At 61.3% G+C, this 16,812-nt stretch carries 12 protein-coding genes; 3 read left to right on the top strand and 9 right to left on the bottom strand.

Features of this window, described 5'->3' with window-relative positions:
- Nucleotides 1–162: 162 nt before the first annotated feature.
- Nucleotides 163–729, bottom strand: coding sequence for a sigma-70 family RNA polymerase sigma factor (locus FJ418_RS31475; RefSeq protein WP_226892236.1), 567 nt, complete (start codon nt 727–729; stop codon nt 163–165).
- A 370-nt stretch (nt 730–1,099) separates the two neighbouring features.
- Here FJ418_RS31475 and FJ418_RS32645 point away from each other — a divergent pair, with 370 nt between their 5' ends.
- The gene (locus FJ418_RS32645) at nt 1,100–1,231 is read left to right on the top strand and encodes a hypothetical protein (protein WP_281407596.1); all 132 of its coding nucleotides are present in this window, start codon (nt 1,100–1,102) and stop codon (nt 1,229–1,231) included.
- A gap of 159 nt (nt 1,232–1,390) precedes the next feature.
- Here the strand turns inward: FJ418_RS32645 and FJ418_RS31470 are convergent, their stop codons facing one another.
- The 4 genes from FJ418_RS31470 to FJ418_RS31455 all read right to left on the bottom strand — a co-directional run bounded on the left by FJ418_RS31470 (nt 1,391) and on the right by FJ418_RS31455 (nt 5,873).
- Nucleotides 1,391–1,897, bottom strand: a complete 507-nt coding sequence (locus FJ418_RS31470; RefSeq protein ID WP_140872152.1) for a ferritin-like domain-containing protein — start codon at nt 1,895–1,897, stop codon at nt 1,391–1,393.
- A 483-nt stretch (nt 1,898–2,380) separates the two neighbouring features.
- Nucleotides 2,381–3,787, bottom strand: a complete 1,407-nt coding sequence (locus FJ418_RS31465; RefSeq protein ID WP_140872150.1) for an aldehyde dehydrogenase family protein — start codon at nt 3,785–3,787, stop codon at nt 2,381–2,383.
- A 30-nt stretch (nt 3,788–3,817) separates the two neighbouring features.
- Nucleotides 3,818–5,314, bottom strand: coding sequence for a nuclear transport factor 2 family protein (locus tag FJ418_RS31460; protein WP_140872148.1), 1,497 nt, complete (start codon nt 5,312–5,314; stop codon nt 3,818–3,820).
- A 46-nt stretch (nt 5,315–5,360) separates the two neighbouring features.
- A complete protein-coding gene (locus FJ418_RS31455; protein WP_181167165.1) occupies nt 5,361–5,873 on the bottom strand; it encodes a nuclear transport factor 2 family protein in 513 nt (170 codons plus the stop codon).
- 84 nt (nt 5,874–5,957) lie between these two features.
- Between FJ418_RS31455 and FJ418_RS31450 the strand changes: the two genes are divergently transcribed.
- Complete coding sequence (locus FJ418_RS31450) at nt 5,958–6,803, top strand: helix-turn-helix transcriptional regulator (protein ID WP_181167164.1); 846 nt, start codon at nt 5,958–5,960, stop codon at nt 6,801–6,803.
- A gap of 58 nt (nt 6,804–6,861) precedes the next feature.
- On the opposite strand, the gene FJ418_RS31445 is transcribed toward FJ418_RS31450, so the two are convergent.
- From FJ418_RS31445 to FJ418_RS31435, 3 genes are all read right to left on the bottom strand, one after another.
- On the bottom strand, nt 6,862–7,734 hold the full coding sequence (locus FJ418_RS31445; protein WP_210243177.1) for an ABC transporter permease: 873 nt from the start codon (nt 7,732–7,734) through the stop codon (nt 6,862–6,864).
- A gap of 143 nt (nt 7,735–7,877) precedes the next feature.
- A complete protein-coding gene (locus tag FJ418_RS31440; protein WP_140872140.1) occupies nt 7,878–9,398 on the bottom strand; it encodes a sugar ABC transporter ATP-binding protein in 1,521 nt (506 codons plus the stop codon).
- Nucleotides 9,395–10,510 (bottom strand): substrate-binding domain-containing protein, encoded by a 1,116-nt coding sequence (locus FJ418_RS31435; RefSeq protein ID WP_181167163.1) that lies wholly within the window; start codon nt 10,508–10,510, stop codon nt 9,395–9,397. Before FJ418_RS31435 ends, FJ418_RS31440 begins: the two co-directional genes overlap by 4 nt.
- A gap of 332 nt (nt 10,511–10,842) precedes the next feature.
- Between FJ418_RS31435 and FJ418_RS31430 the strand changes: the two genes are divergently transcribed.
- Entirely contained in the window at nt 10,843–11,460 is a 618-nt protein-coding gene (locus FJ418_RS31430) for a TetR/AcrR family transcriptional regulator (RefSeq protein ID WP_140784250.1), read from the top strand.
- 559 nt (nt 11,461–12,019) lie between these two features.
- Here FJ418_RS31430 and FJ418_RS31425 read toward each other — a convergent pair.
- Nucleotides 12,020–16,812: autotransporter outer membrane beta-barrel domain-containing protein (locus FJ418_RS31425; protein WP_181167162.1), on the bottom strand; the 4,793-nt coding region annotated here is incomplete at its 5' end.

The following is a 16,812-nucleotide window of genomic DNA, read 5'->3' as shown; positions in this document are numbered from 1 at the left end:
ATCGGCGGATCCTTTTGGCGAAGAATCCTCCAATCAAATCACTTCAAGCCGTCCTCACCCTTGCGTCGTGTACTGTGTTGATAGAATCGCCGAACTGCTCCAACTCATTGTTTTTACGCAATTCCGGACAGAAAACCGCTGCGCACTTTTCTTGGAATTGCTCTAGCGCCGGCTGGAGGACGACCAGGAAGGCACCGCAACATTGGACGAAGTGTCCACGGCGGCGGCTGGAGACGTTTCCCCCAGGTCTTCAATCAATGACATGCGTGCTCGGTTCAACCGACTTTTGATCGTGCCGATGGCGCAACCGCAAATGCTCGCTGTTTCCTCATAGCTCACGCCCAGGATGGCGATCAGCACCAGGACCTCGCGCTGCTGGGGCGGCAATTTGCCGATGGCGGCGTGAACCTCCTGGCTGCGGATATGCCATTCCTGGTCGCCATAGCTGATTGAACGGGCCGATGCGCAGTCGGTCGCTCCTGGCGCCTCGCGCATATAGACCTTGTGCTTTGTGTAGAAGGTGTTGCGCATGATCGTGAACAGCCACGACTTCATTCGCGTGCCGGGCTCGAACTGATCGATATGCGCGATGCCCTTGAGGAGAGTTTCCTGCACGAGATCGTCTGCGTCGGTCTTGTCTCTACAGAAGGTGCGCGCAAAGGCTCTCAAAGCTGGGATCAGATCGAGGATCGTCGCCTCATTTTGGAGGGCTGACGAGCCGGAATTCATCGTCCGCAAAAACGCCTCCTGGAGGATAGCTTGGATTGGATGATCAAGGCTAATGCGCCGCGAACAGGTAGGTTCCTGTTGCGGCCTCAATCGATGTTCAGCCGCTGCAAAAATTTCGAGCGCTGTCTTTACTTTGGCGATCGATCTTCGCCCTCGAAGCCAGGATCGCGCTTGAGCCGTGTGCAATCTCTCGCGGCATGCGCGACATAGCACCAGCCGGCCGCCGCAGTTTGCGCATCCATTTCGGCGTGCGCTCGGCAAGCAGATTTTTAAAGCGGGCATCTATGCTCTCAAGCTTTGACGCCAGAAGCCTCCAACACCGCCAGACGGGATTTAACCCGGCTGGCGGTGCCACCTTGAAGTTTTGTCAGTGCAGCTTGCCGTCGGCTTTCGCCATCCGAGCAGCCGCTTCCAATTCCCGCGCCAACTCAACCAGCCGCTCAGGGGCTGGCTCGTCTGCGACGATCTCAAACGCGGCAAGCAGTTCCCCATCGAGCGTTGAACGCTTTGGAGCCGCGGTTTGGGTCTCTATCGGGATCACTGTGTGTCGACGCACGGGCCTGCTCATAACAAATGTTAACACACCCGGCGTAACCGGCAATCAAAGCAAGTTCCCTTCCTGCCTTCCGTGGAGAATTGAGCGGCGGAGCCGGGTGGCCTGTCATTCCGCCGCCATGGCATTGACCTTGCGCTCGGCAATTTCCGACAGCTTGTCGTCAGCCGCTTTCTCTTCCTTGAGGGTCTCGGCCAGGACAGCGGCGCAGTCGTCTCGACCGAGTTGCTTGGCCCACGCTATCAGCGTTCCATAGCGCGTCATTTCGTAGTGCTCGACGGCTTGAGCCGACGCGATCAAAGCAGCGTCGAGAACCTCCTTGTCGTCGACATCGGCGCTGACATCGTCGGCCTCCTCGAGAATGCCGTCGATCGCAGGGCAATCGATCGCCTTAATCTTCTGGCCGTGCATCTCGAAGACCTCTTCGACCCGCGCGACATGGCCCTCCGTTTCGCGAAGATGCTTCTCGAACCCAGCCTTCAAATTGCCGTCTGAAGCCTTCTCGATCATCTTTGGCAGCGCTTTTAGGATCTGCTGCTCCGCATAGTAGATGTCCTGAAGCGTATGAACGAACAGGTCGTCCAACGTTTTGATGTCCTTCGAGAAAAAACCCATGATGGCCGCCTTTCGTTTGTGACCGCAATTGCTGGACTTCCAGACCGTGATGGGCCCGGAAGCCGCCTAATCACGAGGTCTGCTGAATGTTCCCTAGGCTCGATTGAGCGATTGGCTCGGCCGTGAGGAGTCACAAGCGGGGTTCGCAGGCGGACGAGATGGCTCGGCGCCGGCCTTTGCCAAGCCCTTCGTAACGATTGATAAAATAACGACAATGGAGCAATTATGGGGAAGGTCGCCGCCAAGCGACGCTCGGCATGATTGATCCGCGGGTGAATCGCGGGCGTAATGTGAAGGCGCCGCGCCTCCGCCCAGCGAGCGAAACAAGCTCTCCGTCTGACTTTACCCGCTCGACCAGAGGTCTGGAATGCCATAAATCCCAGAAATTTCGCCATTATACTTGACAACTCGATTACGCTTCAGCTGATTTGAATTGATGGGGAGATTACTCTTCGTATTTTATTGATTTATCTTTAGCTGCAGTTATGAAAAGATGACTTGGACCGAACTGTTCTCCTCAAGTCCAAGTTGCCCAAATTCGACGCCGATGCCGGAAGATTTGACGCCCCCGAACGGTGCGTTCGGCTGGATGGCGCCGTGCTTGTTGATCCAGACCGAGCCGCATTCGAGGTGCGATGCGATCCGTTTGGCTTCCCTGACATCCCTGGACCATACCGAGCCACCAAGGCCATTCACGCTGTTGTTTGCCTCTCGGATCGCATCGTTGACGTCGGCATAGCGGATGATCGGCAGGACGGGGCCGAACTGCTCCTCATCGACCAGCGGATCGCCATTGGCGAGGCCGGAGACAAGGGTGATCGGATAGAAGTGGCCTGGGCCTTCCTTGGCGCTTCCGCCGAGCAGAACTTTCCCGCCACGCGCCTTGGCGTCTTCCACCAGCCGCGTCACCTTGTCGAACTGGGCCCTGTTCTGGATTGGTCCCAGCAAGTTGGCCTCGTCCATGCCGTCGCCCATCGTGACCTTTGCGGCAAAGGAAACCAGGTTCTCGCAGACTGCGTCATGAACGTCGGCGTGCACATAAAGCCGCTTCATGGCAGCGCAGGTCTGCCCGTTGTTGATGAAGGCGCCCCAAAAAAGCCCTTCGGCAATCGCGGCCGGATCGACATCTGGAAGGACGATGCCCGCGTCATTGCCTCCAAGCTCAAGCGTCAGGCGCTTGAGCGTATCAGAGGCCGACCGCATCACTTTCTTGCCGGTCGATGTCGAGCCCGTGAAGACCAGCTTGCTGATTCCGGGATGTCCGGAAATCAAATCGCCGACATTGTCCTGGCCGGTGACGACGTTGACCACGCCGGCTGGCAGGCACCCGTTTAGAATCTCGACCATACGGATGGTTGACAGCGGCGTGTAGGGCGACGGCTTGATGACGACGGTGTTGCCCGCGCGGATCGCCGGCATGATATGCCAGCAAGCAATCATCAGCGGCCAGTTCCAGGGGGTGATAGAGCCGACCACGCCGAGCGGCTTTCGATGGAGCTCGACGCGGCCTTCATCGTTGTCCTGAAGGATTTGCACCGGAAGTTCGAGGTCCGCGGTGTAACGGGTCCAGGCCATGGCGCCTGCGAGTTCGAAGCGTGAGCCCATCCCGCCAAGCGGCTTACCCTGTTCCAGGGTCAGCAGTGTCGCGAGCTCTTCCAGATGCTTTTCGATGGCATTGGCGGCATCATGAACGGCCTTCCTGCGGACTTCATTCGACGTCCTGCTCCAGCCTTCGAACGCCGCCCGCGCCGACGAGACTGCGCTGTCGATATCCGTTTTCTCTGCCTCAGGAGATCTGCCTACGATCGCCGCCGTCGACGGATTGTACACGTTGAAATGGCTGCGCGCCGTGACCTGCACGCCGTTTATGATGTGACAGAAATCGTTCATCGCTCTCTCCCGGGTACGATGCCTGTGCGCTCAGGACGATTTGCCAACGAACGGAACCGTGGTGACCTCGGCCTTCACGACGCCGAGCGGGTGGCTGACTTCGATCACATCGCCGACTTCGACCGAGGCATCGACCAGCGCGATACCGAGGCTGCGGTCGAGCGCGAATGAGTGCGCCGCCCATCGCACGACGCCGGGATTGCCTCTCGCGTCCTTGGCGTCCCAGAACCATTCCATGCGCGGAACCGGTCCTTCGATGAACAGGCCAACCGACTTGCGCCTGACGCCATCGGCCCTGATCCGTCTCAGCGCATCCTTGCCTATGAAATCGGCCTCGACGTCGAGATGGACGAACTTGTTGCCAAGATCCTCAAGCGCGTTCATGCCCGAATTGGTGTAGTAGCTGATGTCGGTCACGCCCCGCTCGAGCGCGCGGAAGATGTTGGGGCCCATGACCATGATATCGTAAGGCTCGCCCGCTTTCTTGACCGCGTCCCAGATGTCGGTCGCGCCCACCGACGACAGGGGATAGATTTCGAAGCCTTCGCCGCTGCTCCAGCCCGTGCGCGAAACGACCACATCCTTGCCGAGCACCGTTGTCCGCATGCATGTGTAGTTCTTCAGCTCCCAGACCGGGTCCGCGCATATCGCCTTCATGACCTCGATGGAGAGCGGGCCCTGAATCTGCATGGGGGCGATGTCCGGTTCGGACACTTCCACCTTCCAGTCCGAGCCCATCACGATGCCGCGCGCCCAAAGCGTGATGTCGGTGTTTCCGTGCGAGATCCAGACCGTGTCTTCCGATGGACGCAGCACCACCGGATCGCACAGGCAGATACCGTTCTCGTCGGTCAGCAATGTGTAACGGCATTGGCCGACCTTCATGGTGGACATGTCCCGGCATGACAGATAGTCCATGAACCGCAGCGCGTCGGGACCCTTGAGCTGGGTCTGCCGCTCAAGGCCGACATCCCACAGCGTAACGCCATTGAGCAGGGTGTCGTATTCCTGGAAGGGCATTCGCCCGTAGATCATCGGGAAATGCATGTTGTTGTAGACCATCCACTCCATGCAGCCCTCTTCCACGGACTTACCGAAATAGGGCGAGAGTCGATTGACGGTGAAGACCCGCTGGCGCTCTTCGGGGAACATCGGTCGGCGGTCCAGGTACTCCGTAAGCCGCTTGATCTTGCCGTCGACGAGCGTGATCTCGCCGACCATGCGAAAATCGACGCGATGCGGCGTGCCATCAAGCTTGCCGCCGGTCCCGACAACCTCTGCGGAGTAGTTGGCCTCAACAAAACCGGTCGCACCGGCGTCGATCGCCGCAGTGACCTCCACCTGTATGTTCTTTTGGCTGAGGGCCGCCTGCCGCATCTCCTTTTCGATGCTGGCGCGGCCTTTAGCCGGCTTGTCGGCCATGGGTACGATGAACTCCCCATCATCGGTGAACATTGAAGCGATCGCCGCGGCATCGCCGGCGATGAAATGGTCGCAATATCTGCGGAACGCTTGTGTGGGGGTCATGGCTATTGGTGCTTTCGATGCGTTTTCGACGGGAAAAGTGCGGGAGCTAAAGGATCGCCTTGTCTGACCAGAGGCGCTGATTGCGGCCGTCCATATAGAGACTGAGACGCATCAGGCGCTCCGAATCGACTTCCGCCACAATGGCGACGGGATGCACGTGCTGGACGCCGCCCCGCTCCGTTTTCAGCCTGCCGCTTGCAATGGCAACGATATCGTTGACCGCTGGCTCGGACAGTTCGAAGCGTGACGAAGAGACGGCCTCGAAAATCGCTTCATGACCGCGGCGCAGTTCTGTCTGTCCGAACAGCCGGTTCGGCTTCAGCATGGGAATCTCGACGAGTCCGCCATTGGAAAACAGCTCCATGATCGCGCCAATATCCTTCCGCGCGAAGGCGCACACATAGGCTTGCAGCGCGTCTCCCGGGTTGGAAAAAGCTTCTGTCTTCACAGCCATCCAGCGTTCCTCGCTATCTTCTTGCGGCGCGCAATTGCGACGCTCTCGGGTCTTGACTAAGCTATGGAGAAGACAGGCAAAATGCATGATGACCCCAGTACCCATGCGCCGTTTGTCGGAGGAACCACGACCTATGCGGAAGGAGGCCTTTTCAGACGCGGGCGTGTACGCCGATCCAGGCGGGAGCGCTTGGCGAAAGCCAGGGAAATGGTGACGCGATCCTCGGAAGTCACATTGGGACTGTTATCGCGTGCACTCGACCACCGGGGCGAGGCTGACTTCCAGTTCCAACTCCTGGAAGCGTTGAGCTCCCTGTTGCATTGGAACTATCGCTATATTTTCCGCTATGGCCCCAACGAGCCGCCAGTTTGCCTGTTTCGAGAAGGCGGCGATTTTCATTCGTTCGATGTTTACCTGAGCGGTTTCTACCGGTTCGATCCGTTCTACCGGCTGTGCCTGAATGGCCCCCAACTCGGCGTTGAGCTGTTCCGCGACCACACCGTTGCCGAAAGAGGATTTCAGACCTACCGCGACCTGCTGACATCGGAAGGCGTGTCCGACGATATCGTCGTCATGCTTCCGGATTCGAATGGCGCTACCCTGGTTCTCTGCTGGGATCGCGCCGAGGGGCAGTTCTCCACGCGGACGATGCTTTCGCTGCGCACCTATCTGGCGCTGGCAAACTCGATTCATCAGACGCATCTCGGTACGCCCAACGCGAACCCGACGGCTCAAACAGACCAAGTCTCAGACGGCTTGTCCGCTACGCGCGGCGCGCCGCCTTCGCTTCTGTTCGATGTCGCGGTCGAAACGTACAGTCCTGGTAACCTTGCCCCGCGTGAACTCCAGATCGTGCGTCTATCGCTTCGAGGCTATCACAATGCCGCCATCGCGAAGGCCATGGGCATCAGCCATCAGGTGGTCAAGAATCGCAAGCGAATGGTCTATGACAAACTGGACATCACCTCCGAGCGCGAACTGTTCCGGCTCTTTCTCGACCACATCATGAGTGACGTTCGGGAGGACGCCGTTTGAGGCAAGTTGAGCCGCGTCGCGCCGCAGACGGCCAAGCTCCCTTGAGGGCGGCGGCACTTCAGGCGCGGTTGCGACCCAGGAACTTGGAAAGACCGACACCGAGTATGAGGGCAAAGCCGTTGACCAGATCGTTGACGTAGACCTCGGCGCCGGCAAGGTTGAGACCGCTGTTGATGGTTGCCAGGAAGAACACGGCGACGATAACTCCGGCGACGTTGTAGGTGCCCGGCAGAATTGCGGAGGCGCTAAGAAACGCCGCCGCGAGGGCCGGCAAGGTGAAGGATTCGCCGACACGCGGGTTTGCGCCGCCCGTCCTGGCGATCTGGATGAAACCGGCGAAGCCCGACAGGGCACCGGATATCACGAAACTGAGGATCACCATGCGGGTCGTATTGATGCCGACGAGTTTGGCTGCCGAGATGTTTGAGCCGATCGCATAGAGATAGCGACCGAACGGTGTGAAGATGATCACATATCCGAGAAGCAGCGCGACGATGAGAAGAGCGAAGAAGGGCAGCGGTACCCCGAACAGGGTGCCCGATCCGAATTTGGACAGGATCGGCGGAATGTTGCTGACGATGCTGACGCCGCCAGTCTTCCAGGTCACGATTCCATGGATAATGATCGATATGCCGAGTGTCGAAATCAACGAGTTGATTCCGGCGCGCGTGACCAGGACGCCGTTTACGACACCGATGGATGTGCCGATCGCGACCGCAAGCAAAAGCGCCAGGAACCAAGGCATGCCTGCCGACATCGCGACCGCTGCAAAAATAGAAGAAAGCCCGAGATTTGCGCCCACGCTGACGTCGAACTCGTTGACGATCAGCGGGACGAAGGCTGCCAGCGCTACGATCGCCAAGACCGCCTGATTGGCGATCACGATGCGCAGATTGGCCGACGTCGGGAAGGTCTCGCGTGTCGCCGGCAAGAGCGTGAAGAAAATCGCGACCAGAGCCAGGAGTGCCACAAGAGCGTAGGCCTCGCCATAAAGGCGGAAGAACCGACGGGCGCCATACTCCCGCGACGCGGGCTTTGCATTGTTCGTGCCGGTTGCGACGAGAGCTGGTTCGGTCATGCTGCCACTCGCAGTTGGGTGAGTTCATGGAGGTGTTGTGTCGTGAGTTCGTTTCCGGACACATGGGCGCAGATCCTGCCACCGTTCAGCACCAGGGCGCGATCGCACAGGTCGACAAGTTCAGAAAAATCCGATGAGACGACAATGGCCGCCGCGCCTTCCATCGCGGCGGCGCGGATCAGTCGGTGGATCTCCGCCCTGGCGCCGATGTCGACACCCTGCGTCGGCTCATCGAGAAGCAGCAAGCGCGGTTTGCGCGACAGCCATCGTCCGATCGCTACCTTTTGCTGATTGCCACCGGATAGTTTGTCGACGGCGAGATCGACGCGACGCGGTTTGAGACCGACCAGATCGGCAAGGCGGAGCGCCTCCCGCTTTTCGGCGTCGAAGCGCAGGCGCAATCCCGACCAGTATCGATCAAGGCTTGCAACGCTGAAATTGTTCATGACCGACAGGCTGGCAAATATTCCGTCTGCCATCCGGTCCTCGGGAACGAAGGCCATGCCGGCACGCACAGCGGCCCCGGGATCGACCGCGGTATACGGATGTCCGTCGAGCAGTATTGCACCCCCGGTCGGCCTGATTATGCCGAAGAGGGTACGCAGCAGCGCGCTTCGGCCACTGCCCAACAGTCCGGCGATACCGATGATTTCGCCGGCTCGTGCCGACAGGTCGACGCCGCGAAGCGGCCCGCCCTTAAGCCCTCTTGTCTCCAGCAGCATCGCGCCGGGGACCACACGCGCCGGCCTGCTGGCAGCAGTGTGATTGGGGCCCGTGATGAGCCGGACAAGCATCGCCTTGGTTATTGAATCGCCGGAGAGATTCCCCGCGACCTTTCCGTCACGCAGCACCGTGACGTGGTCGGCAAGATCCATGACCTCCTGAAGATGATGGGTGACGATGATGATGGTCTGGCCGGCCGCCGAGAAGCGGCGGAGTGCTGCGGCGAGCCTGTCCGCTTCCGCCGCCGACAACGCCGAAGTGGGCTCGTCCAGAACCAGCAATCCGCTCGATTCACCCTCCTGATCCTGCAGGGCTCGGGCGATCGCCACCATCATCTGGGCCGCCGGGCGCAAATTCGAGAGAAGTTGATCCGGATATGCCTCGATGCCGAAGCGCTCGAGCACCTTGTTGGCCCTCCGCCTGACACTCGACCAGGAAATGCGTCCAAACCCGGCCGTCTCGAAGCCCCTGCCTATTGAAAGATTTTCTGCCACCGACAAATGCGGGAATGTCGAGGAATGTTGGTGCACGACGTGGATCGAGCATTTCTTCGCCGTTGCCGCCGAAAAAGTGGACGCGGGAAACTCGACGCCCCCGAGGTCGATCCGACCTGCGTCGGCTCCGACGACACCGGCCAGGATCTTGATCAGCGTCGATTTGCCCGATCCGTTGCCGCCGAGCAGCGCATGGATGCTTCCCGAGGATACATCGAACGATACATCCTCCAAAGCCCGGGTCGCTCCATAGGCCTTCGAGATTGCGCGCAACCTGACGGCGAATTTAGCCGCATTCATTCCGTGATGCCCCAGGCTTTCTTGTAGGCGGCGACGAAATCCGTCGAAGCATTGAACGCACCAGCGGTGCCAGCGTTGTGATCCTTGTCGAAAACTTGCAGGCCAGCCCCCGAATTGACGGCCGGTTGCCCGTTGAAGACCCTGTTTAACGCGTCAACTGCGGCATAGCCTTCCCAGGCGCTGGGAATACCGACACCCGCGCTGACCTGCCGGCTGCCTGCCCGCACAAGATTCATCGTTGCCTCCTGGCCCTCCGCGGCCACGACAACCAAATCTCGTCCGGACGCTTCGATCGCCGGTCCGACTCCGCTCAGGATGACGGAATCCGCGGGGACGATGAGGCTGTTCGCATTGGGGAAGCGCAACAATGCCTGTTCAGCAAGCTGTTGCAGTTGCGGGCCTTGGGAACCGTAGCTGAACGACACTTCGTGGACAGTGCAGCCCGGGCAGCGTTTCAACTCCTCGATCGTGGCTTCGCTCGTCAGCTTTGAAACGAGCACCTCGTCGCTGACCAACACAATGGCCTCAGCCTTGCCCCCGGTCTTGGCGATGACGTAGTCGGCCTGCCAGGCGCCATATTTCTTGACCCAGGGAATGAGATCGCCCTCGACATAGGTGACGGCAGCGTCGAACAGGGAAGGCTCGCCCGGATCGCTGACGCTGCAGTCCACGCCCTCGATACTGACGATCTTCAGGCCGGAGTCCCTGGCCTCCGCCAAAGGTCCCTTGACGCCGTTGCAGTCGGCGCCGGCCAGAACAACCGCATCGAACTTGCCGGCGATCGCCTGCCTGATGCCGTTGGCCATGACGGCCGGATCGTATTTTCCATCGAAGATCGTGGTGTCCCATCCCAACAGCCGGCCCGCTTCCTGAGTACCTGCTGCCTCCGCCGCGCAGAGACTGACGTCCTGGCTGCAGGAAACGAACCAGATCTTCTTGCCGGTGACCGGTTTGGGGCTTTCAGACGGCGGCAGCCGATAGCTTCCCGTGTAGAGATCCTGAAGAGATGGGAAATCCGAAGCGCCCGCCTGACCCGGCATGAGCCAGCCTGAGAAGGCTCCAATCAACGCCGCGCCAAATCCGGATAGCGGTGGCCGTGAACGATGCGACATGTTCTTCCCCTTGGTTGGTTTCGTGAATCGCATGATGGTTGGTAAATGGTTGTCTGCCTCGTCTCGCCTCTCCCGGCGAAAGAGCGGCCAACGTCAGGGCGTGAACGGACGCCCAATCCCGGCTGTGGATTGAATTTGTATCGAGCCTGCCGTCCTCCTCCGACGTGAAAATCTCGCCACCGCTGCGGCCACGCGGTAGTTAATGTGTTAACAAACCTCACTCAATGTGTCAATTGACCTATAAACAATACGCCGAATACCGTCTATACCGTTCTCGTGAACGCGAGGACGCAAACGCTTCGAACTGCTAGTCGAGGGAAACGGAGGGCAAGATGGATCAGCGGGTCAAGGGCAAGAAGAGGATGGCGGCCGGCGAGCGCAGCGCCCAGATCGTAGACGTCGCGCGTGCGATCATGATCGGCGACGGCTATGGCGCCCTCACCCTGCGGGCCGTTGCCTCCGGCTGCGATGTGAGAATCGCCACCGTTCAACATTTCTTCGGCAACAAGGCAAAACTCTTCGAGGCCGTCATCGACTCCATTACGCATGACTACAACGAAGCCTTTGGCCGCCTCGAAAGCGAGACTCTCGGCAATGCAGAGACCAAGCTTCGGCGCATGCTGCATTTCCTCATCGAGGACAACAAGAACGCCCACACTGCCGGGTTCTTCTACGAACTCTGGAACCTGGCGCATCGCGACCCCATCGCCAGCAAAGCGCTGGATCGGCTGTGCGACGAGCAGCTTGTCCGCTTCCGCGATCTGATCCTGCGCATAAGGCCGGAACTCTCCTTCGACGCCGGGCTGCAACGCGCTGCTGTCATCATGGCCGCTACGGATGGACTGCTGCTGACGGTTGGCTACGGTCGGAGTCCGCCGGAAGCGCTTCGAGGATCGGGCCAGGATCGCCTGGTGGATATTTTGATGCACGTGGCAACGGCACAGGCCTGAGGACATCTTGCCCGCTATTTGAGGGCTGTTTGTCGTGATCGCGCCTGCATGACGAAGGTGGAAAAGTGGGCCACGTCGGCGCCGCTTGGTTCCTGCCCCGTGAAGCTGCGCAGATAGGCCGCAAGGTGGCCAAGGCGAGTCTCCGCCGGGAGGCGCTTTACACTGGTAGCTGGACCCGTTCCTTGAGTCGACTTTTGGCGAACCGCTTCGCAAGCTATTGGTTTATAACGATTATGTTAGTCGCTGAGGTGTGAGACTCCCTAAAAATCAATGGTTTAGCGGATGGTTAGCCAACCCATATCCTTCGCATCGTCTCGTATGGTCCGGCGAACCGAACAACAACAACACAGGTTGAGGCTGCCCATCACCTCCTGCTACGAAAACAATGCATGCGGTACTGCGTACGTTGGTTACGGGGGCACGCAAGCACCAACGCCGACATTCGCTGATCGTGCCGTTTGAGAACCGTCTGATCTTTGTTTCCATCTTCAAAGGTCGCTCCGCCGGGAATGCGAGCAGCCACGTGCATTCCGACCGAGAGTGAGCAGATGGTCAACTGCTACCAGCGCACGCTGAAGCCGAGCTTTGCACCGATTGCCCGGCTGTCACCGACGTTTTTCAGGCTCGATTTGGCGAAGGCCTCGCCGTAGACCATGTAGCGGTCGTCGGCCCAGGAGAGCGACCCGCCGACACCCAGCCCGCCCCACAGCGGCTGGTCGTGCTCGTGCAGCGCCGTGCCGGAGACATCGACGTCATTGCCGTCGAGGAAGTCATAGTAGAGGTTGGCGATTCCGTAGAGATGCGAGCGGCTGACCTTGCCTTGAGCGCCCGTCCAGGCATCCTCATAATCGAGCGATAGGCCGGCGCGGCCGATCAGGGCATCGCTGCCACCCAGCGATACCGCCGCATCGAACGGATCGGTGAAGCTGCTGAAGCGAACCGAGGAATAGGCGAGCTGAGCCTGCGGCGTCAGCGTCCACTTGCCCTGCAGCGCAAGCTTCTGTCCGGCCTCGATGCTCAGCGCATAGCCGAATCCGTTGTTGCCCTTGGCAAGCTCGCTGCCCAGCGTGGCGGACCTCAAGTCGCTGTCATACCAAGTCATCTCGCCCTGAGCGTCGGTATAGAGGCCGTTGTCGCCATACCAGGTCAAGGTTCCGCCGAAGCCATAGCCGGTGGCTTGGACGGAACCGGCGCCGTAGATCGACGAGATGTCCGACGAAGCCGTTCCGTAGTGGAAGGTGAGGCCGCCGAGAAGAATTCCGGTGGCATCCTCATAAAGCAGCCCGTCGATGCCGGACTGCAGCTTCCAGGTGGTCACGTCATAGTCCGAGACGGTGGTCGCGCTCCCAGGGCTCTGCCTTGTATGCGCCGCCTCGATGCGCGCCCAGATCGCGCTCTGGGTTGGAACGCTGCCGATCTCGTCGGCGCCCTGGCTTGCTCCCGTCCACGAGCGGTTGCCGACGCGCTGCTGCAGGGTGCCGAGTTCGTTGAGGCTCTGCAGCACGCCGGGATAGGCCTCGTAGATCGGCACGGCCGGCGAATAGAGCGGATTGTTGATCAGCGCCGAGCGCAGATACCAGTCGCCGTCGGCCGGCGTGCTGACGCCGTTCTGATAGAGCCGATAGGCGTAGGCGCCGCTGACCACGGCCTGGTCGCCTTCGAAGACATAGTCGCCGGCAAGCGTGAAGGTTCCGGCCGAACTTCCATCAACGTCCACGATCTTGATGCCTTCCACTGTCTGGACCCCCGCCCCGCCGACATTGGTGACCGAGAGCACCGAGGTGCCCGAGGTGCTGCCATGCACAACCAGCTTGTCGGTGGTCGAGCCATCGCCATCGAGCGTGGTATTGAGGAAGATGGTTCCGCCGGCGCCGACGTAGTCGCCATTGATGACCAGCGTCGTGCCGGGCGCGGCGCCGAGGCGCACCGAGCCGCCATTGTTGAGCGAGGCGACGGCCTGGTTGAAGCCGCCGAGATCGAGCGTCGCGCCGGAAGCAACGGTGAATGCAGAGCCGGCGCCCAGCACGTCCGCCGCGCCCGCCTTCAGCGTGCCCTGCTGGACGGAAGTCGGTCCCGAGAACGTCGAGCCTCCCGCCGTCAGAACAAGCGTTCCCTGTCCAGCTTTGTCGAACGCGCCCGACCCGGTCACAGCCCCGTTCAGGGTCAAGGTGGTATCGGCGACGGTCGAGATCGTGCCGGAGCTCATCACGTTGACCGCACGCGAGGCGGCGAAGCTGCCGGTCGTGCCGAGCGTGCCGCCGTCGAAGGAGAGCGCGCCGGCGGCATCACCCAGATTGGCGTCCTGCGAGACCCGCAGCGTGCCGCCATTGATTGCCGTGCCGCCCGTGTAGCTGTTGATACCTGTCAGGACCAGCGTGCCGCGATCCGACTTCACCAATTGTGCGTCCCCAGAGAGGACGGAGGCGATCGTAGCCGTCATCTCCGCGCCAGCCGCCGTGCCGTCACCAACGACTATGCTGCCGGACGGCCCGACGAGCTCGATCCCGTCGCCCCGGACGATGTAACCGTCGGTCATGAATTGCATGCCGGCGGCCGTCACCTGGCCCAGGCTGTCGTCCACAGTTACGGTGCCGGCCTGTCCGGCGAAGATGGCGAAGGAGGCATCGGCGAAGCCGGCATTGGCCGTACCCGTCTCATTTGCCCAATTGTCATTGCCGGCGGCCGATTGCCAGACGCCGTCGCTGCCATTGACCGCGCCATTGTTTTTCGGCCCGGTATTGCCGTCCCAGTAGTTGAAGGTCAGGCCTTCGGTGTTGACGAGGTTCACCTGGTGGTCGATCGAGGTCTGGATCGAATAACCCGACGATGGGATCGCCCCGACGACGAGCCCGTTGTTGGTCAGCGTGCCATCATAGCTGAAGACGCGATAGACGCCTGGCCCGAAGGTTCCGCCGGCGCTTACGCCGACGTTGAGCGTGCCATCGAGCACGAGATTGCCGCCGACCGTGGTCAGATCGTTGAGCGCCCCGCCGGCGACATCGGCCTCACCGAAAGAATAGTTGAGGACCGCGCCGCTGGAGAGATTGAGGTTCCCGGCGATCGCCAGCGTGCCTGCTATCCCGTCGGCAGAGCCGGGCGACAGGGTCGCGCCGTCGGCAACCGTGACATCGCCGCCGATGACACCCTTGCCGCCGATGGTCGCGCCGCTTCCGACAGAGACCGCACCGGCGACCGCGCTGTTGTCGCCATCGACATAGAGGCCGCCGGCCGTGACCGTGGTTGACCCCGCGTAGCTGTTCGCGCCGGTGAGGGTGAGCGCGCCGGCGCCGGTCTTGTTGAGGCCGCCGGCACCGGTGAGCTGGCCCGAGAGGATAAGGTCGGCATCAGTCTGGAACGTGCCGCCGCCGGCATTGAGCGTGATGTCGCGCGCCGAGCTGAACGCGGCGGTATTTTGCAGCGTCGCGGCATTGTCGAACGACAGCGCTCCCGCCCCATCGCCAAGGTTGACGTCGGCCGAGACCCTGAGCGTGCCGCCCTTGACGGCGGTGCCGCCGCTGTAGCTGTTGGCGCCGCCGAGCACGAGCGTGCCGAGGTCGGTCTTCACCAGCTGGCTGGCGCCGGTGAGGTCTGAATTGACGGTTGCCACATAAGCTGCGCCGACCAGCGTGCCGTCGCCGACTCGGATCGTCGCCTGCGGTCCGTCGAGCGCGATGCCGTCGCCCCCGATCAGGTAGCCGCCGGTCGCAAATTGCATGCCGGTGGAGTGAATGTCTCCCAGGCTGTCGTCGACATCGACCGTACCGGCAGCGCCGGCAAAGATGGCGAAGACGCCATCCTGGTAGGGAGCGTTGAGCGTCCCGTCATTATTGGTCCAGTTGTCGTTGCCGGCGGAGTTCTGCCAGACGCCGTCGCCCCCGTTGATCGTTCCGTCGCCTTTCGGCCCGGCTGCGCCATCCCAGAAGTTGAGCAGCACGCCGGAGGTGTTTACGAGATTGACCTGATGCGCGATCGAGGTCTGCACGCTGTAGTCGCTCGAGGTGGTGTCGAGACCCTGATCGTTGAGCGTCCCGTCATAGCTGATGACGCGATAGATGCCCGGGTCGAAATTGCCGCCGGGCGCCTCCGTCACGTTGATGGTGCCGTCGAGCGTCAGATTGCCATGCACGACCGCCAGATCATTGTACGCGCCGCCGACCACGCCTGCCTGGCCGAACGAGTAATCAAGGTTCGAGCCGTCGGCCAGTTCGAGGTTGCCATTGATGGTGAGCGCGCCGGGCGCGGAGCCGAGGCCACCGGGGGCCAGCCTGCCGGCCACGTCGACGAAGACATCGCCGCCGATGGTGCCGTTGCCGCCCAGCGTGCCGAGGTTGACGTTGGTCAATCCGGTCGCGGCGGTCTGGTTGCCATTGATGTAGAGCCCGCCGCCGCCGGCTATCAGCGTGGTGCCGCCGTAAGTGTTGTCGGCCGTGAGCACGGTGTTGCCGGTTCCATCCTGGCTGACGCCGCCGCTGCCCGAGATCGTGCCGCCGAAAGTATAGAGGTTGGAGCGGTTGAAGCTGAGCGTGCCGTTGTCGACCACATCGCCGAGGATTGACCCGGTCGTGCCGCCGGTGCCCAGCATCAGGATGCCGCTCGCAATGGTCGTGCCGCCGGCATAGCTATTGTCCACGCCGAGGATCAGCGCCCCGGCGCCGGTCTTGGTGAGCGCGCCCGCGCCGTCGACCCCGCCCTCCCACTGCAGGGCGCTGTCGACCTGGAATGTTCCGCCGCCCGCCTGAAGCGTAGCGTCGCGTCCGGTTACGATGCTGGACAGGGTCTGATGCAGCGTGCCGCCATCGAAGGTAACCTTACCGGCTGCATCACCGAGATTTGCATCCGTCTGGACGTCGACAGTGCCGCCATTGATGACGGTGCCGCCCTGATAGCTGTTGGCGCCGCTGAGCACGAGTGTGCCGCCACCTTCCTTGGTCAAAGTTCCGGCGCCGCTCACGGTGTTGGTGAGCGCCAGGCTGGTCGCGCCGTCGCTGTCGAAGGTGCCGCCGCCGGCATTGAGCGTCACGGCGCGGGTAGAAGTGATATCGGCCGTCGTGTGCAGCGTGCCGCCGTCGAGCGAAAGACCGCCGGAGGCGTTGCCGAGATTGTTGTCCGACGCGATCTGAACCGTGCCGCCATTGATCGCCGTGCCGCCGGCATAAGTGTTGGTGCCTGACAGCACCAGCGTGCCGAGATCGGTCTTCACCAATTGCGTGGCGCCCGTCAGGTTGGAGGCGATCGTCGCGACATAGGCCGCGCTCGCCGCCGTGCCATCGCCGACGCGGATGATCGATTGCGGGCCGACCAGGCCGATGTCCGCGCCCTGGACCAGGTAGCCGTCCGCCGCGAACTGCATGC

Source organism: Mesorhizobium sp. B2-8-3 (genome assembly GCF_006440815.1).
Classification (GTDB): Bacteria; Pseudomonadota; Alphaproteobacteria; order Rhizobiales; family Rhizobiaceae; genus Mesorhizobium.
The sequence above is the reverse complement of the archived record's forward strand: the minus strand, read 5'-3'. Positions and strand labels throughout refer to the sequence as shown.